The sequence below is a fragment of the Mycolicibacterium sp. XJ2546 genome, from assembly GCF_053483195.1.
Genome location: NZ_JBEFRW010000011.1, coordinates 1 through 17370 on the forward strand (window position 1 = coordinate 1; position 17370 = coordinate 17370).

The 17370-nt window shown below is 66.2% G+C and carries 15 protein-coding genes; 11 read left to right on the plus strand and 4 right to left on the minus strand.

All coding sequences use genetic code 11. From position 1 onward, the window contains the following. Window positions 1–178: 178 nt before the first annotated feature. Together ABQE44_RS17740 and mddA are read left to right on the plus strand one after the other, a co-directional pair. Entirely contained in the window at window positions 179–1762 is a 1584-nt protein-coding gene (locus tag ABQE44_RS17740; protein ID WP_448431125.1) for an HD domain-containing phosphohydrolase, read from the plus strand. Window positions 1763–1828: 66 nt separating this feature from the next. Then, window positions 1829–2608: a methanethiol S-methyltransferase gene (gene mddA / locus ABQE44_RS17745; protein ID WP_448394311.1), complete on the plus strand. Its 780-nt coding sequence runs from the start codon at window positions 1829–1831 to the stop codon at window positions 2606–2608. On the opposite strand, the gene ABQE44_RS17750 is transcribed toward mddA, so the two are convergent. Then, window positions 2595–3764: a polyamine ABC transporter substrate-binding protein gene (locus ABQE44_RS17750; protein ID WP_448394117.1), complete on the minus strand. Its 1170-nt coding sequence runs from the start codon at window positions 3762–3764 to the stop codon at window positions 2595–2597. The two genes, mddA and ABQE44_RS17750, sit on opposite strands and share 14 nt — an antisense overlap. A 177-nt stretch (window positions 3765–3941) precedes the next feature. Between ABQE44_RS17750 and ABQE44_RS17755 the strand changes: the two genes are divergently transcribed. Continuing rightward, complete coding sequence (locus ABQE44_RS17755) at window positions 3942–4370, plus strand: type II toxin-antitoxin system Rv0910 family toxin (RefSeq protein WP_448394116.1); 429 nt, start codon at window positions 3942–3944, stop codon at window positions 4368–4370. Here ABQE44_RS17755 and ABQE44_RS17760 read toward each other — a convergent pair. After that, entirely contained in the window at window positions 4367–5827 is a 1461-nt protein-coding gene (locus ABQE44_RS17760; protein ID WP_448431127.1) for an MFS transporter, read from the minus strand. The genes ABQE44_RS17755 and ABQE44_RS17760 overlap by 4 nt on opposite strands. 97 nt (window positions 5828–5924) lie before the next feature. Between ABQE44_RS17760 and ABQE44_RS17765 the strand changes: the two genes are divergently transcribed. The 7 genes from ABQE44_RS17765 (at window position 5925) to ABQE44_RS17795 (ending at window position 11831) form a co-directional block, all read left to right on the plus strand. After that, window positions 5925–6626 (plus strand): YwaF family protein, encoded by a 702-nt coding sequence (locus ABQE44_RS17765; RefSeq protein WP_448431129.1) that lies wholly within the window; start codon window positions 5925–5927, stop codon window positions 6624–6626. Continuing rightward, a complete protein-coding gene (locus ABQE44_RS17770; RefSeq protein ID WP_448394113.1) occupies window positions 6623–7240 on the plus strand; it encodes a class I SAM-dependent methyltransferase in 618 nt (205 codons plus the stop codon). The genes ABQE44_RS17765 and ABQE44_RS17770 overlap by 4 nt, the downstream gene beginning before the upstream one ends. Before the next feature lie 39 nt (window positions 7241–7279). Then, a complete protein-coding gene (locus ABQE44_RS17775; RefSeq protein WP_448431131.1) occupies window positions 7280–8383 on the plus strand; it encodes a CapA family protein in 1104 nt (367 codons plus the stop codon). Between the two features lie 40 nt (window positions 8384–8423). Further along, the gene (locus tag ABQE44_RS17780) at window positions 8424–9011 is read left to right on the plus strand and encodes a TetR/AcrR family transcriptional regulator (protein WP_448394111.1); all 588 of its coding nucleotides are present in this window, start codon (window positions 8424–8426) and stop codon (window positions 9009–9011) included. Further along, on the plus strand, window positions 9008–9709 hold the full coding sequence (locus tag ABQE44_RS17785; protein WP_448394110.1) for an SDR family NAD(P)-dependent oxidoreductase: 702 nt from the start codon (window positions 9008–9010) through the stop codon (window positions 9707–9709). The genes ABQE44_RS17780 and ABQE44_RS17785 overlap by 4 nt, the downstream gene beginning before the upstream one ends. Before the next feature lie 37 nt (window positions 9710–9746). After that, window positions 9747–10568, plus strand: coding sequence for an acyl-CoA thioesterase domain-containing protein (locus tag ABQE44_RS17790; RefSeq protein ID WP_448394109.1), 822 nt, complete (start codon window positions 9747–9749; stop codon window positions 10566–10568). Window positions 10569–10661: 93 nt separating this feature from the next. Then, window positions 10662–11831: an MSMEG_1130 family ribosome hibernation factor gene (locus tag ABQE44_RS17795; protein ID WP_448394108.1), complete on the plus strand. Its 1170-nt coding sequence runs from the start codon at window positions 10662–10664 to the stop codon at window positions 11829–11831. Between the two features lie 10 nt (window positions 11832–11841). Here ABQE44_RS17795 and ABQE44_RS17800 read toward each other — a convergent pair whose 3' ends face one another. Further along, the gene (locus ABQE44_RS17800; RefSeq protein WP_448431133.1) at window positions 11842–13197 is read right to left on the minus strand and encodes a flavin monoamine oxidase family protein; all 1356 of its coding nucleotides are present in this window, start codon (window positions 13195–13197) and stop codon (window positions 11842–11844) included. Between the two features lie 733 nt (window positions 13198–13930). Between ABQE44_RS17800 and ABQE44_RS17805 the strand changes: the two genes are divergently transcribed. Next, the gene (locus ABQE44_RS17805; protein WP_448431135.1) at window positions 13931–15916 is read left to right on the plus strand and encodes an SIMPL domain-containing protein; all 1986 of its coding nucleotides are present in this window, start codon (window positions 13931–13933) and stop codon (window positions 15914–15916) included. A 216-nt stretch (window positions 15917–16132) separates the two neighbouring features. On the opposite strand, the gene ABQE44_RS17810 is transcribed toward ABQE44_RS17805, so the two are convergent. After that, a complete protein-coding gene (locus ABQE44_RS17810) occupies window positions 16133–17365 on the minus strand; it encodes an alpha/beta hydrolase family protein (protein ID WP_448431137.1) in 1233 nt (410 codons plus the stop codon). Window positions 17366–17370: the final 5 nt, after the last annotated feature.

Consider the following 17370-nt stretch of genomic DNA (forward strand, 5'->3'; position numbering starts at 1 on the left):
GGCCGGTGGGGCCGCTTGACCGGCAGGCCCGGCTCGCCGATTTCCGTCCTCCGCAGCGCGGGATCTTCGTCGTCGGCTCCGGGCATTTCGAGTCGTTCGACCCGGCTCGGCACCGGGTCGTCGAAAACACGATCTCGATCCGCTGATCAACACCGGTTAAGACGTGCACAATCAGCTCATGGCACTGCACCGGCCGGAACCGGAGACGGCCGAATTGCCGTGCCGCGCGGAGCTTCTGGCCGCGTTGTCGGTGGCGATCGACCTCGGCCTCGGGCAGCCCGCCGAGCACATGTTGCGTTCGGCGTTGATCGCCACCCGGCTGGCCGACCGGCTGGGTCTGAGCCCCGCACAACGCAACTGCGTGTACTACACGACCCTGATCCTGTGGATCGGATGCCACGCGGACTCCCACGAGTACGCCGGGTGGTTCGGCGACGACATCGCCGTGCGCCGCGACTCCTACCTGCTGGACTGGTCGGGGCTGCCGTACCTGTGGTTCTTGATGAGCAACGTCGGCCGCGGTCAGCCGTTGATGCACCGGCTGAGCGTCATGACGACCTTGTTCACCAACGCCAGAGGGCACCTGTCCCAACTGATCCACTCCCACTGCACCTCGGCGGCTCTGCTCGCCGACCGGATCGGGCTCGGCCCAGATGTGCAGTCGGCCTTGGCTTTCGCCTTTGAACGCTACGACGGCGGCGGGTTACCGGCAGGCGCACACGGCGACGCGATACCGGTGCAGACGCGCGTCGCCCAGCTCGCCGAGCTGGGCGAGGTCCACCACCGGATCAGGGGTGTGGAAGGCGCGGTCGCGATGGCGCGCCGCAGACGTGGCGGACAGTTCGACCCGCATCTTGTCGATACGTTCGTCGCGTACGCCGACGATATCCTGGCCGGCCCACCGGCGGGCGATGCGTGGGCCGCGGCGCTACGCGAGGCACCCGAGCATGACCAGCGCTTGGATGAGCACGCGCTGGACAAGATCCTCATGGCGCTTGGCGACTTTGTCGATTTGAAATGTCCGTTCACACTTGGGCATTCACGAAGGGTGGGTCAGCTCGCCGGAGACGCAGCGGCGGCGTGCGGGCTCGATGCCGACACGGTCGCGATGACCCGACGGGCGGGCCACGTGCACGATCTGGGACGCATCGGGGTGTCCAACCAAGTGTGGTCCAAACCAGGACCCTTGTCCGCAGCCGAGTTCGAGCGGGTTCGGCTGCACCCGTATCTGACGGTGCGCATCCTCAGCCAGGTGCGAGGCCTGGAACGCGTTGCGCAACTCGCGGGCAACCACCACGAGTGTGTCAACGGCACCGGGTATCCACGCGGTCTTCCCGGCGCCGCGCTCAGCAGGCCCGACCGCATCCTGGCGGCCGCGGTGAGCTACCAATCCGGTTGTGAGCCGCGCCCTTACCGCCAACAACTGTCCTCCTCATCCGCGGCGCGCAGGCTCGAGAAGCGGGTACGGGCGGGCGAACTCGATCCGACGGCGGTGGAGGCGGTTCTGCACACCGCAGGGCAACGTGCGCACCGTCGGGTGCGCCGTCCCGGCGGCCTCACCCCGCGCGAGATCGAAGTGCTGTGCCTGGTCGCCCGCGGCGCCTCCAATAAGGAGATCGCTGAAGCGCTGGTGATCAGCGAGAAGACGGCGCGCAATCACGTCGAGCGCACCTACGCCAAGATCGGGGTGTCAAACCGTATCGGCGCCAGCATGTATGCCCTGCAACAGGGCTTGGTTGACGAGGTCGATCGCGGTATTTGAGGCACTTGCCTCAGGTTTTGACGCAGGGCGTTGAACCAACATCACCGGATGAACCGTAATAAGGCCATGAGCCGAATTCTGATCGTCAGCTACGGCGTGGTCAGCTACGCCGTTTTCGTAGTCGCATTCCTGTATGCCATCGGGTTCGTCGGCGACATCGCCGTTCCGCGCAGCGTGTCACAGGGCATCGCGGCGCCGCTGGGCCAGGCGCTCGCGATCAACGTGGCACTGCTCGCAGCGTTCGCCCTGCAACACAGCGTGATGGCCCGACCGGCCTTCAAGCGGTGGTGGACCCGGCTGATCCCGCCGGCCATCGAGCGCAGCACCTACGTGCTGCTGGCCAGCGCGGTACTGCTGCTGATTTATTGGCAGTGGCGCACTGTGCCCGTGGTGGTCTGGGACGTCACGTCGAGCGCGGGCCGGGTGGCGATCTGGACGTTGTTCTGGATCGGATGGGCGATGGTGTTCGCGGCGACGTTTCTGATCAACCATTTCGATCTGTTCGGTCTTCGGCAGGTCTATCTGGCGTGGCGGGGACAGCCCTACACCGAGCTCCCGTTCCAGGTCCGGGTGTTGTACCGGCTGGTGCGCCACCCGCTGATGTTGGGCTTCATCATCGCGTTCTGGGCCGCGCCGACGATGTCAGGCGGGCGGCTGCTGTTCGCGGCCGTCACCACCGGCTACATCCTGGTGGCCATCCAGCTCGAGGAGCGCGACCTGTCTGTCGCCCTCGGCGCGGATTATCAGGCCTATCGCCGGAGCGTGCCGATGCTGGTGCCGCGCATTGCCGTACCGCACCCGGCAACAGCAGCCACCCCGCCGGCCGGCTCCGCTACTGGCCAGTGACCGCTGCGTACATGGACGCGTACTCCTGCTTCTGCTCATCGGCCAGCGGCGCCCACGCGGTGATCTTGTCGATGGTGGCCTGCGGCGGATTAACCAACTGGTTCTTCGCCAACCCCGGATCGATCTTGTTGAGCTCATCGGTCATGTCGGAGAGCACGGGCACGAACTGGGTGAACGCGATGAGCTTGGCGTAGTTGGCCCGGTCGTAGACGTAGTTGATCCACGCCTCCGCCGCGGCCTGGTTCTGCGTCGTGTAAGGGATCACCATGTTGTCGACGAAGTCGGTACCGCCGGACTCGGGGACCACGAACTGCAGATCAGGGTCATCGGCCTGCAGTTGCACCACATCACCCGAATACGCTTGGGCGATCACGACATTGCCCGATGCCAGGTCCTCGACGTAGTTGTTACCGGTGAAGCGGCGGATCTGGCCATTGTCCTTTTGTTCGCGGACCAGGTCGACGGCCCGCTGCACCGATTCGACCGTCGGCGCCGCCGGATCGGCGCCCTGAGCCAGCATGATCATGCCGAGGCCGTCCTGCACATCGGAGAGCAGGCTCACCTGTTCCTTGAACTGCGGATCCCACAGGTCGTCCAGCGTGGTGATGTCACGCCCGGTAGCCGCCCGGTTGTAGGCCAACCCGACCATGCCGGTCATGTACGGCGCGCTGAATTTGCGACCAGGGTCTATCTGGGCGTTCAGCAAGTCGGGCCGGAGGTTCTTCTTGTTCGGCACAGTGCCTTCGGTGAAGTCGTTGAGCCAGTTGAGGTTGCGAAGCCGGACTGCCATGAACGCGGTAGGTACCACGAGGTCGGCGCCGATGTCCTTTTTGCGCGACAGCGGTTCTTTGACCTTGGCGAACCACTCCTCGTTGTCGTTGAAGTCTTCCTTGTAGTCGACGGTGATGTCCGAGGAGTCCTGGAAGTCCGCGATGAAACCGTCGGCCATGTATAGCGGCCAGTTGGAGATGCGCAACGTCCCGCTGGCGGGGCCGTCCGTGCCGGTGGCGGTCTCTGAAGGGCCGGCCTCGGATCCGCACGCCGCCAGGAACGACGGACCGAGGACCATCGCGGCGGCGGCCGCAGCGCCGCCACCGATGAAGCGTCGCCGTGAGGTGGCGACGCGGGGATCGAGTGCCTCGGAGGAAGACGGCATGACGGCGGTGCCTTTCGTCGGAGGGGGAGTCGGACCTTCGCAAGCGATTCCGTGACGAATTTACGTGATGACAATGGAATCCTTCGTTGCTTCCACGTGCGCCCAAAGAATCCACTGTGCCGCCCGGCGGGTGCTTCGGTTCGTTTCCCGGTCCGCGTCGTCGGGTAGTGATAGGGCATGGCAACGGTAGACGTGGCGGTGTCGTCTGAGTTGAATCCCGAGCAGGCGTGGGCGCTGGCTTCGAACTTGAGACGCTTCGACGAATGGCTCACCATCTTCGGCGGCTGGCGCAGCGACGTGCCCGCCGACATCGAGGTCGGCACGTCCGTGTCATCGCTGATCAAGGTCAAGGGATTCCGCAACGTCATCCACTGGCACGTGACCCGCTACGACGAACCCAAGCTGATCGAGTTGATCGGCAAGGGGCGTGGCGGCGTCTGCATCCGGCTGTGCCTGCACGTCGAAAGCCGAGAATCCGGAACGACCTTCCGGGTGGTCGCCGAACTGACCGGCGGTCTGCTCAACACCCCGGTCGGCAACTTGGTGGCCAAGGTCGTCGAATCCGATGTGCGCAAGTCGGTGAACAACCTCGCGGCGCTGCGTTAACCCCACTCGCGGTTCATTGCGCGTGTTTCATACTGCGCCTCAAGGGTTTTCGCGGTCGGCTTACGTGCACCGGTGAACGCGATGAGGATCAGCGCCAGGGCGGCGGTCACCGCGCCGCCGAGGAAGATCGCCACGTAGCTGCTCTGCACCGGCACATCGGACCCGGCCATCGTGCGGGCGAGCAGCATCGCGACCACGGCGGCGGCCGTCGAGCTGCCGATCGTGCGGGCGATCGCGTTCATGCTCGTGGCCACCCCCGTCTCGTCGGCGTCGACCTCGCTGACGATCAGGGCGGGCAGCGCGCCGTAACCCAGGCTGATGTAGGCGTTGGCCAGAATGCTGGCCACGATCACCTGCCAGGCCTGCGAATGCGCGAACGCGACGAACAAGAACCCCGCGATGCCGGCGACGGCCGCGACCACCAGCACCGGCCGGGCACCGAACCGGTCGATGAACCTGCCGCTGGCCATCGCGACCAGAAAGCCGGTGACCGCGCCCGGTAACAGGTACACCACGCTGGCTTCCAATACCGATGCGCTGAAGCCGTAGCCGGCGGTCTCCCGGGGTATCTGCACGAACAGCGTCAAACCCAGAAACGCGAAGTACAACCCCATCCCGACGAAGATCGTGGCGAGGTTGGTCAGCAGGATCGGTCGTCGCGCCAGCATCGCCGTCGACACCAGCGGCTGGCGTGCGCGGCGTTCCCACTGCCACCAACCGACGAGCAGTGCGACGCCCAGCGCCGCGCAGCCCAGCGTGGCCGGCGAGGCCCAGCCCCACGAATAGCCCTGGGTGATCGCCAACAGCGCCGTCGACAAACCGGCAGCCAGCCCGGCCGCGCCAAGCCAATCGATGGTTCCAATCGCGTTGCGCTCACGGTTGGGGACCACGAACACCACGATGGCGATGACCATGATCGTGAACGCGGTGGTCAGCCAGAACACCCGGTGATAGCCGGCGTCGCCGCTCATCAACAGCCCGACGACCACCAGTCCCGCACCGCCGCCGAAGCCCAACGCGCCCGACATCACCGCCATCGCCGACATCAACCGCTCGCGCGACAACTCTTCACGCAGGATCGCGATGCTGATGGGGTAGAGGGCATAGGAGGCCGCCTGGAGGACGCGGCCGATGATCAGCAGCGGCAGTGAGGACGTCGTCGCCGCCAGCACCGACCCGACGAGCACGACCGCGAGCACCCACAGCAGCACCCGCTTCTTGCTGTGCAGGTCGGCCAGCCGCCCGACCAACGGCGTCGCGGCCACCGCCGCCAACAGGTTCGCGGTCACCGCCCAGCTCACGGCGATCGTGGACACCTGGAGTTGTTCGGCGATGACGCCCAGCACCGGCACCACCGCGGTCTGCAGCACAGCGACGGTGATGACCACGACGGACAGCCCGGCCACCAACAGGCTCGGGGACCGTACGGGTGCATGGCCCGCGGCCGTTCCGACCACACCCGCTCCGATCGTTAGCCCATCTTCGGTTCTTTCGATTATGGGTTGAGGCGGCGCTCACACTCGTTTGGCCCCCTCGGCGAGGCCAGCCAGACTTGTGGACATCACCGCACAAGATGAGTTCACCGCATATGGCCCGTCGCATTGGGCCGCGCTGGCCGTCTTCGCCGTCGGCGCCGCACTGCTGGTAGGGCTGGGGCGACGGCAGACCCAAGCGCAGTCCCGACGCTTCGGACGCATCGTCGGTGCCGTGACGGCGCTGACCTACGCCGGGGTCCTGGTCTACGGCCTCGTCCCGTTCGATGTGCGGTGGTCCATGCCGTTGCACCTGACCGACCTGGCCACCATGGTGACCGCGTACGCGTTGTGGTCGCAGAAGCACTGGGCGTACGCGGTGACCTATTACTGGGGACTGGTGCTCAGCGTGCAGGCGTTGATCTCACCCGCGCTGACGGGTCCCGACTTTCCGCACTACCGGTTCCTGGCGTTCTGGGGGATCCACCTGGTGGTGGTATGGACCGCCATCTATCTCACCTGGGGCCGGGGGATGCGGCCGCGGTGGCGCAGTTACCGCATCGTGGTGGCGGTGACGTTGGGGTGGGCGGTGGTCACCATGACGTTCAACAGCATCGCCGGGTCCAACTACGGGTTCCTCAACGGCAAGCCATCGACGGCGTCGCTGCTGGACGTATTCGGGCCGTGGCCGTGGTACCCGGTGGTGGCCGCCGCTCTGGTGTTCACGGTGTGGGCGGCGATGACCTGGCCATGGGAACGGACACGCGGCAAGCTGAAGTCATGAACTCAACACCGGCATTACCGGTCAACCATCACGCCGATCATCCCGGTTTCTCCGGTGTCATGGCCGTGCTGTGCGGGCTGGTCTTCCTGCTGATGGGGCCGAAGAACGCGCGCCTGGTGATGGACCTCGCAGGGATTTCGGCGGACGACCACGTCATCGACATCGGCTGCGGGCCGGGTAGCGCGGTCCGGGAGGCCGCGCGCCGCGGCGCCCACGCGACCGGAGTCGACCCGTCGTCGATGTTTCTGAAGATGGCGCGGGCGGTCACACGGAAGTCGGCGAACGTGACATGGGTCGAAGGCACCGCGGAGAGCATCCCGCTGCGCAACGAGTCGGCAACGGTGCTGTGGTCGCTGGCCACCGTGCACCACTGGCAGGATGTCACCGCCGGGCTGCGCGAGGCGCATCGCGTGCTGGTGCCAGGTGGGCGGCTGCTCGCCGTCGAGCGCCAGACACAGCCGGGTGCGACCGGGTTCGCCAGCCACGGCTGGACCCGTCAACAAGCTGATTCCTTTGCCGCGCAGTGCCATACGGCTGGTTTCAGCGACGCGGTGGTCGAGAGCAGCCACGTCGGACGACGCCCCGTATGGGTGGTGCGGGCGCGCCGGCCCTGACGTTCTGCGCGCTCGCGGGGTTCGGAGGACACTGGCGGTGTGCCGTCGAGAGCGGGCACCGACGACGTCGTCGTATTTGTGACCGGCGACGTGATGACCGCTCGCGGCATCGATCAGGTCCTGCCGCACCCCGGCGATCCGACGCTGCGCGAAGCCGTCGTCAAGGACGCGCGAACGTATGTGTCGCTTGCCGAAAAGACCAACGGCCCCATCCCCGTTCCGGTCGACTTCGCGTGGCCGTGGGGTGAAGCGCTGGCCGTCCTCGACGAGATTCGGCCCCACGTCCGCCTCATCAATCTCGAAACGAGCATCACCACCAGAAGCCAGTTCGCCTCGGGAAAGGCCGTGCACTACCGCATGCATCCGGACAACATCGGGTGCCTGGCCGCGATCCGGCCCGACGTCTGTGCGCTGGCGAACAACCACGTCCTCGACTTCGGTCATCGTGGCCTGGTCGAGACGTTGGACGTGCTCACCGGCGCCGGAATAGGCTGCGCCGGAGCGGGTTCCGACATCGGACAGGCCCACGAACCTGTTCGGGCGGCAGGGCAGGCGGTGATCGCCTCGGTCGGATCAGTGACGAGCGGCATCCCGGCGCCCTGGGCCGCCACCGGCGACCGCGCGGGGGTGGCACTGCTGCCCGACCTGTCCGAGGCCACCGCCGCCGCCGTCGCCAACCGCCTGCGGGAGCGAAAACGGGACCGCGACATCACAATTGCCTCCGTGCACTGGGGCTCCAACTGGGGCTACGAGGTGCCGCCCGCGCAGATCCGCTTCGCGCACCGGCTGATCGATGAGGGTGTCGACGTCGTGCACGGTCACTCATCGCATCATCCGCGCCCCGTCGAGGTGTACCGCGGCAAGCTGATCCTCTACGGGTGCGGCGACACCGTCGACGACTACGAGGGCATCGGCAGCTACGAGGCCTTCCGACACGAGCTTCGCCTGCTGTACTTCGCGTCGATCGACCGCCGAACCGGCCAACTCGCCAACCTCTCGATGACGCCGATGCGAATGCGGCGGATGCGCCTCGAACACGCGCCCGACGATGACGCCGAATGGCTACGCGCGCGGCTCGAGCAGATGAGCCGGCAGTTTGGCACTGCCATACGCCGCGTCGGCACCAGCTTTACGATCGGCTAGTATCGTCCTTTACGACCGTAAAGGTGAGAGGAGCTGATCGTTGACTGCTGTCGCGGGCACCAGACAGCGGCTCATCGACGCGGCCATCGCGCTGTTCATCCGTCACAGCTTCGCCGGCACGTCGCTGCAGATGATCGCCGACGAGCTGGGCTTCACCAAAGCCGCGATTTACCACCACTTTCGGACCCGTGAACAACTGCTCGCCGCCGTACTCGACCCAATCCTCGACGAGCTGCGCACCATCGTCGGCGACGCGGAAACCCGGCGCACCCCGCGTGCCAGGGCGGAGGCCATGCTCAGCGGATACGTCGCGCTAGCGGTGCGTAACCGCGCGCTTGCCGCCGTCCTCGCGGCAGACCCGAGCGTGGCCACCGCGCTGCAGGAGCAGCCCAACTGGCGCGAGCTGATCGACCGCCAGCTGGGGTTGCTCGCCGACGTCGACGCCGGCTCGGCGGGCGAGATCAAGGCCGCAATGGTGTTCGCCGGGATCGCCGGGGCCGTGGGCCCGATGTGGGCCGAGCACGACGACGACGCCCTGTACCAACACCTGGTGAACGCGGGACGGCGCACGCTCGGCCTGCGGACACCACGGCGCACCGCAGATCCAGGAAAGGAACACACGCAATGAAGACAGCGGTTGTCACCGGAGGCGCCTCGGGCATCGGATGCGCGGTAGTGGAGCGGCTCCGCGCCGACGGGCACCGCGTCGCGATCATCGACCTCGCGCCCGGCGACGACGAGTTCGCGCACGCCGTGGACGTGACGGACCGCGCCCAGGTCGACGCCGCGATGTCGGCCATCCGCAAGCAGTTGGGCCCGGTCGCGATCCTGGTCAACGCCGCGGGCTTGGACGGTTTCAAACGGTTCATCGACATCACGTTCGAGGACTGGCAGAAGGTGATCGACGTCAACCTCAACGGCGTCTTCCACTGTGTGCAGGCCGTGCTGCCAGACATGATCGAGGCGGGCTGGGGCCGCATCGTCAACGTGTCGTCCTCGAGCACCCATTCCGGTGCGCCCTACATGGCGCACTATGTGGCGGCCAAGTCGGCGGTCAACGGGCTGACCAAGACACTGGCGCTCGAATACGGCCCGGCCGGGATCACCGTCAACGCCGTGCCGCCCGGCTTCATCGACACGCCGATGCTGCGCAAGGCCGAGGCCAAGGGATACCTCGGCGACACCCAGGCGACGATCGACGCCACACCGGTGCGCCGGATGGGTCGGCCCGAGGATATCGCCGCCGCGTGCGCGTTCCTCGCCTCCGAAGAAGCCGGCTACATCACCGGCCAGATCCTGGGCGTCAACGGCGGACGCAACACCTGACAGCGACCGCTTTCAGGGGCTGTGCAAAGATCCGCAAATGAGCACGGAACCGGCGCATTTCACGCTGACCGACGACGGCGCCTTCATGCCGACGCGTTTCGCCCAGAGCCACTGGGGTGACGACCACCTCAACGGCCCTGCGGTCGTCGGACTGGTCGCCCGGGTGTTGGAGACCCATTGCGGATCCGATGACTTCATGCCCACGCGGTTGACGACGGACCTATTCAAGGCTGCCCGCGGGGTGAAGACCACCGTCGAGGTACGGGTGGTGCGCGACGGCCGCCGGGTGCGCAGTGCGGAATGCGATGTGCTGCAGGAGGGTAAAGCGGTGGCGCGCGCAACGCTGCTGCAGTACCGGCGTTCATCGGCGCCGCCCGGTGAGCAGTGGATCGCACCGGTGTCGGTCCCGCAGCCGCCGCAGCCGGACGGTGAGGTACTGCCGTACGTCGGCAGCGAGGAAGTCGGCTGGACGCGCTCGCCGGGGACGCATCAGAACACATCGCGCAAGTGCTTCTTCAACGATGGAATCGTTGTCGTTGCGGGGGAGAAGAACTCACCGTTTGTCCGGGCGGCGATGATCGCCGAGTCGACCAGCCTGGTGACCAACCTCGGCACCAAAGGGATCGGCTACATCAACGGAGACCTGACGGTGGCGCTGTCGCGGCTGCCGCTCGACGACTGGCTTGCCGTACAGGCCGACTCGCACTGGGCGGCCGACGGGATCGCGGTAGGCACCGCAACGCTGTTCGACCGCCAAGGTGCCTTCGGATCCGGAGTGGTGACCGCGGTGGCCAACCCGGCCGCGCAGATCGACTTCAGCAACCGGCAATTCCCGGTAGCCGAGCTCAACTACGAATAGCGTGAGGCGAGAACCGCTCTATCGGTGGGCTTGATGCGGCGGGACTGTGGGTAGTCGGTACAGACAGCCACTGAAGCGAAGGGCAGGTGGACCGTGGTAGCTCTGGAGCGACTCGACGAGGACAGGCTGCGGGAACTCTCGCGTCGGACAGATGCGCTGGGCGTGCTGTCGGTCTACGTGGACGTCGATCCCCGACCCGACCCGACCCTGCGGGCGACCGCGATCGACCTCAAGAACCGGTACCGGGAACTGCAGCGGCGGATCGGCGAGGATGCCGAGGCGGAGCGCAGCCGCGACGTGGTCGCCGCGCTCGAGCGACTCTGGCCGCAGATCGAGGGCCTGGCGGCCCGGCCGGAAACCGGCCGCAGCCGGGTCTCATTCGTCGCTCTGGACAGCGATTGGATGCTGCATCTGCAGAGTTCGCTGCCCGTGGCTAATCGGCTGGTTCTCGACGAGGGGCCGTTTCTGCATCCGCTGCTCGAACTGCTCGACGAGGGGCGCGCGGCCGGTGTCGTTGTTCTCTCGGCGAGCGGTGCGCGGATGCTCGAGTGGCGGCTCGGAGCGCTGCAAGATCTGCGCACGCTGGAGCAGGACTATATTCAGGCCCCGCATGAGCGGGCGGGGCAAATCGGCGGCGGTCCGCCGGGGCAGTTCAATTCGCCGAAACGAGAACAGCGGCAGTCACGCGAACGCGAGCACAGCGAGCGGTTCCTCGACCAGGCCGTCGAGGCGGCAGCGAAACTCGCCGAGGAGCGGGGTTGGGAGCGGATCCTGGTCAGCGGGGGCGACCGCTTCACCGAGGCAGCGATCTCGCGATTTCCGCAACAGTTGCGCGACATCGTGTTCGCCGACGCCCGGGTGCTCAGCGGTCTCGACGACAATGCCCTGGCGGCGACGGTGACCGAGTGGGCTCATGAGCAACACGGAGACCGTGAGGGCCAGTTGCTGAGCCGTGTGCGCGACGCCGCCGGTGCAGGGGGCGGTGTACTCGGGTTGTCTGAAGTCGCCGTGGCGTTGACCGCCGGGCGGGTCGCTCACCTGGTGTACGACCCCGAGGTCAGATATGCCGGGACGATCGGTGCGGACGGCGCCCTGTACGGCGGCGACGAGGTCGGCCCCGGGGGCGGCACACCGGAACCCCGCTTCACCGAACGGCTGATCGACCGCGCACTCGAGACCAAGGCTCGTATCAGTCCGGTCGAAGGCGCGGCCGCCGGTGCGCTCAGCGACGCCAACGGCATTGCGGCACTGTTGCGTTGGTGATGTGGCCGCGCTATAGCGCGGCAAGCACGCTGGCCGCGGCACGTTCGCCCGAGGACACCGCGCCGTCCATATAGCCCATCGACTCCACCGCCGTTTCCGCGCCGGCCCAGTGGATTGGCCCGACGGACTTGCGTAGTGCGTGCCCGTGGGTGGTCCACGTGTTGGGCGGCAGGAAAGCTCCGTAACAGCCGCGCGTCCATTCATCGGCGGCCCAGACCTTTTCGATGTAGTCGATGGGTTGTGCCCCACGCGCACCGAACATCGTGGAAAAGGCGTCGACGACGGCGCTACGGCGCGCGGCTGGACCGAGACGGGCGAAGTCCCGGGCTTGGTTGCCTTCCAGGAAGCCGAGCAGCACGCCCGGTGTGCCGGCGGGCGGAGAGTTGTCGAAGAACACCTTCACCGGTCCGCTCAGCGAGACACCTTGGCCGGAAAGTCCGTTGGCGCGCCAGAACGGCTCGTCGTAGACGGCCATGCACTTGATGACCGAGCCGTTGGGCATGCGTTGGGTGAGCTGGTCACGGTCGGCCGGCAGGGGCTCGTCGTAGGTGAGGCGTCCCGCCAGTGCCGGGCTCATGGCGACGACCACCTGTTTGGCGCGCACCGTCGCGGTGTCGGAAAAGATGTCGACGCCATCGCGATACCTGATGGTACGCACCGCGGCGCCGAGGTGTACGCCGTCGCCGAGTTCGGCGGCCATCGCCTCCGAGATCCGTTGCGCTCCACCGATGATACGGGTCTGCTGAGCTCCGCCGCGGGTGGAGATGAGGTGCGCCAGACCGTGATTAGAGCTGGTGTAGGTCAGCAGATGCAGCAGCGACAGGTCCGCGGCGTCGGCGGCCCAGACGGCTTCGCACGCCAGCCCGATGAACGAGCGCCCCAGCGAGGTCCGCACGTGCCGCTGCACCCAGGACGCGACGGTTTGGCGGTCCCAATCCAGTGCACGTTTGGCGGCCCACGGCGCCGCGGGGTCGATTCGGCGCGCCATCCGTTCCAGCCGCGTCAATGCGATCTGCACGTCGGCCAGGCCTAACAGGCCCGCCTTGGGGACCTCACCGCGGTAGCGGCGGATGCGGCCGTAGCGCTCCCACAGTTTCGCTCCCTCGTCGTGGGTGTCGAATGTGGTGATGCCCAGTTCGTCGATCAGTGCGCGGATGCGCTTGTGGTTCGGTCCGATCCATTGACCGCCGACTTCGACTACGGCATCGCCGTACGGGTCGCCGAGGCGGTGATTCAACGTGCGTCCGCCGACGCGGTCGCGGGCCTCCAGCACGGCGACCTCGACACCGGTGCGGCGTAGGACACGGGCTGCCGTCAATCCGGCCAGGCCCGCACCGATTACCGCGACGTCTGTGTCGATGTGCATCCTGCCTCCCGAGGAGGAATCTACTCAAGACGGCAGACGCGGACCTCGCTACGCGCTTCGATGACCAGACCGTCAGAAGTAGATGACGCGCGGCCCGCCCCCGCATTCGGGAACACCGCCGTAGGGCAGACCGCCCTGTATCGAACCGTTTACCATCGCGCTGCACGACGCCATCCTGTTCCAGGAGCCCGGTCCGAAGGGGCCGCCCGCGCCTAAGCTCCAGGTCTGCGAGTAGAACGAGCCATCGGGGAACGGTTCGCCGAGGCAGTATCGTTGCCCGCCCTGTCCCGGTTTCTGCCCGCCCGGGCACCAATTGGCTGCTCCGTTGGGAATCTTTGGATCGGGTTGTGCCGAAGCGATCGGAGCCGCAACAAAGGCCAGCGCAGCTGTGGCCGCGGCGACGGCAAAGAGCCGGAACATATTTCCCCCAAGAAGCGATCGCGGCTCGCGTGGCAGCTCACCGCGGTGTAGTTGATTATCAGAGGTTAGCTGACTGCGGTCGTCCACGGATAACTTTTTGCGTGCAGCGGCCCAGGTTCGCGAGGGGTGCTGACTCGTGGTCGTTGATCATGTACGCGGTGGTGTGCGACGGGGGAAGCCTCAGCGCGCTGCGGCTGATCCTGTCGGGCGCGGGCTGCATTCCGTTGTGTACCTGTACTTCTCGATGATTCTGGCTAGCGGGCGCCGGCGACGGTTCGGCTTCGATGTCAGTGGGCGACGCTAGTCTCACTGCATGGCTACTGAGATCACGGTTCGTGGCTCCTTCGAGGAATCCCAACCGCCTGAGCGAGGCACCGTCCACGCATCAATCAGCTACTCAGGTCCGTCGATGGAACCGGTATACACGCAGGTGGTACGTGATCTGGACGTGGTGCAGGCGTCGGTGGCCGAGTTGAAGGCGGGGGACGATTCCGCGGTCACCCGCTGGTCGACCGAGCGGTTGCGCACCTGGTCGACTCGGCCGTGGAACCAGGACGGCGAACAGCTGCCGCTCGTACACCATGCCAGCGTCAACATCGAGGTGAGGTTTCGTGACTTCACCGCGCTGTCGTCCTGGGTCGGTGAGCACGTCACGAACACCGAAGGCTTTCGGGTCGCCAACATCGTGTGGGCGCTGACGAGGGCCCGACGCGATGAGTTGGTGCGGCAGGTGCGCGAACGGGCCGTTCACGACGCCGTCGAACGGGCTCGACTGTACGCCGCCGCCCTCGGGCTCGGCGCGATCAGCCCTGTTGCGATCGCCGACCCTGGAATGCTGTCGGCTGACCCTCGTTCCGGCGGCGGCGGGCAGCCCCACGAGTTGATGGCTGCCCCGATGAGACAGGCCGCACACGGGGCCGACGTCGAACTGGTGCCGGCGGACATCAAGGTCACCGCCTCGGTGGATGCGCGGTTCGTCGCCGAAGGGTCAGGATCCAGTCCTACGAACTCTTCGACCCAGACACTGTTGGAAGAGGGGATCGAATCTGAAGAGTATGGCGACGCTGACCCTGATGTCTTTGAGTTTCGTGACGACGACGCGGGCTATCTGGCATGGCTCGCCGCACACCCCGATGGCTACGTGATCAATATTTTGCGCAGCTACAGCGCTAATCATGCGCGTCTGCATCGTGCCGACTGCCGGACGATCAACGGTGAGAACTCCAAAGGGGGTGCCTTGACCGGAACGTACGTAAAGGTGTGGGCGGAGGAAGTCGCTGAACTCGATCAGTGGGCGATCAACGAGGTCGGCGCGCTGATTGTCCGGTGCGGAACCTGCCACCCAGATCGCATCGCTGCACCGTCCAGTTCAACCAAGCACAGCGCGCCGGCGACGGCCGCGTCAGCTGAGGTTCGCCACTCGATCCACGGACCGTCGGAGGGCAGCGCCACAGTCGAGGTTTGGGCCGATAAGTACATCCCTTTCGATAACCTGGCTGCTTGGCAACAGCGTCTGCGCGACGGGATCCGTAGTCGCTGTCGACAACTTGAACCGTCGTCCGAGCAGGTATTGCACGCCACGTTTTTCGGTGCCAAGCACCCCAGAGCCGATATCGAAAATATTCTGCTTTACAACATCGGCTCGTTTGAGACCGCCGGCCGAAACGGGTTTCGCTTCGAACATGGCTCCGGGTTGCTCCCGCGTACCGATGATGCGGCGTATCAATTCGGCTACCGCTACGCGCTAGCACCGCAGTCGGATACCTTCCGTCACTGGCGCCGGGAGCAAACGCTGGCCGAGTTCGGCTGGACCGACCTGGGTGCGACCAGCGATGGAACCGAACTGGCAAAAGTGTGGCTCGCGCTGAAACGCGGCGAGCCAAAGGCATTCACCACAGCTGCGTCCGACACACCGTTCGGCGTCCGAGTCGAGGTTCGACCGCCGCACGGCCGTTCGCCGGTGTGGGGCGGACTGATGAAGGGGATCCTCGACGGGGTGGTCTGCGCGTTTCAGGCGCACACCGACACGACGGTCTTACCGGAAGTGACGGCGCGGCTGGCAACGGTACTTCCGGCAGATTCCATCGAGATCGAACACCACCTATTGGATCAACGCCGAGCAGTGCTCGGCGCCGTGCACCGTCTCGTCTCTCCCTACCGAGACGGCGTCAAATGGGATCCTTCCGACCACCTCTGCGTGGCAGGGGAGTTGCTCGCTGCAGAACGAACGCCTCCGGGCGGTGGTAACAACTGGACGGTCAAAGGTGAGATATTCGAAGTCTCCCGCTTATACAGCTAAGTGCTACGAGCGCCGAGGTGGCGCAGAGGGGAGCGAGTAACTGACCGAATGTCGCAAGTGCGCTGCGGGTCTGTGCAGCCACGGGGCGCAGTGCACGATGATGATTCGCTGGTATGACGATCCCTGGGATGGCACCTTCTGGCGCCGCTGCGAGTGTTCCGCGTCGATCCGCGCGGCGGACTATCCCGTGACGATCAGTCGTGTCGCGAGACACCGTTAGCGGTCCAGAATGTTGTCGAGCCAGTCCAGTGTCACGGCGGCGGACAGGGTCAGGTTGCCGAGCTGGCAATGGGTGTCCGCGCCTTCGGCGGTGGTGAACATCCGCTGTGTCACCGGACCACCGGATTGTTGGGCGAACGCCTCGTATTGGCGGATCGGTTCACCGCCCTCCCCGGAACCGACGAGCGCGAGGGTAGGGCAGGTAATCGCGGCGGGGTCGACGTTGAACTCCCGTAGGTACTGAAATGAGTTGAGGAACGTCGACTGTCCGAAGCGTCGGATCAACGACCGCGACATCTCCTTGATGGTGGGCGGCATCTCGGCATCGGGGATTTGGTCGATGTCGTCGAGGCTGAAATCTTCTGCGGGTGCGAGTACTTGCTCGGGGTCACCGCCCATGCCGGCCAGAAACGAAACCATATATGCGCGCAGATCGATGACGGGGGAGTTGGCCACCAACGCGCGAACGCGCGGCTCATGCGCGGCGGCGCGCAGCACGAAATAGCCGCCGAAGCTGATGCCCAGCAACCCAAGCCGGTCGGGTTCCACCTCTGGGCGGTCCAGTGCGATGTCGATCCATGCCGACACCCAGCTCTCGGTGTCGGGCACGAACGATGTTGCCGGTTCGGTGCGGGCTGTATCCATCTGGCCCGGTCCGCAGATCTGCAGCACCCGCCAGCCACGCTCGAGGGCTGCTAGGCCGATCTGGAAATAGGTTTCCTCGAGCGTTCCGTCGAATCCGCTTGTGACAATCAGCGTCTTCCCGCGGCCGACGCCGCCTTTGGGAGTGAACCAGTAGCCGGGAAGCCGCTGCCCGCGCCAGGGAAGCCACAATTCCTCGATGTCCGTGCGGTTTTCGGCCATGGCGGCAAGGAAGGCGGCGCGGCTGGCGAGACCCAGCTCGATGTGCCTGTCGGTTCCGAACGGGGAGAAGTACTCTGCTGCGCGGTAGCTGTTGGCCGCATGCAGGTAGCGGTCACGCGCGCTGAGCCGGTTGCCGGTCGCGGCGAGTTGTTGTGCGTTGGTGTGTTGTTGCTCAGCGAGTTCGGCGAAAACGTCGGTCCAGGTGTGCGCGCCGGCTTCGCGGATGCGGGCGGCGGCCGCCAGGCACTCACCGACCGACGCCCCGCCGTAGGCGGCCGACCCGAGCTGGCGGAGCAGTTGAAAATCGAGCTCGGGATCCTCAAAGCCAGCGACCCGAGTTGTGCTGCGGACCGTCGAATCTGCCACCGGTG

Bases quoted from the DNA above. Each gene is read 5' to 3' on its own strand.
- ABQE44_RS17740 (WP_448431125.1), top strand. From the start codon at position 179: ATGGCACTGCACCGGCCGGAACCGGAGACGGCCGAATTGCCGTGCCGC.
- mddA (WP_448394311.1), top strand. From the start codon at position 1,829: ATGAGCCGAATTCTGATCGTCAGCTACGGCGTGGTCAGCTACGCCGTT.
- ABQE44_RS17750 (WP_448394117.1), bottom strand. From the start codon at position 3,764: ATGCCGTCTTCCTCCGAGGCACTCGATCCCCGCGTCGCCACCTCACGG.
- ABQE44_RS17755 (WP_448394116.1), top strand. From the start codon at position 3,942: ATGGCAACGGTAGACGTGGCGGTGTCGTCTGAGTTGAATCCCGAGCAG.
- ABQE44_RS17770 (WP_448394113.1), top strand. From the start codon at position 6,623: ATGAACTCAACACCGGCATTACCGGTCAACCATCACGCCGATCATCCC.
- ABQE44_RS17785 (WP_448394110.1), top strand. From the start codon at position 9,008: ATGAAGACAGCGGTTGTCACCGGAGGCGCCTCGGGCATCGGATGCGCG.
- ABQE44_RS17790 (WP_448394109.1), top strand. From the start codon at position 9,747: ATGAGCACGGAACCGGCGCATTTCACGCTGACCGACGACGGCGCCTTC.
- ABQE44_RS17800 (WP_448431133.1), bottom strand. From the start codon at position 13,197: ATGCACATCGACACAGACGTCGCGGTAATCGGTGCGGGCCTGGCCGGA.
- ABQE44_RS17805 (WP_448431135.1), top strand. From the start codon at position 13,931: ATGGCTACTGAGATCACGGTTCGTGGCTCCTTCGAGGAATCCCAACCG.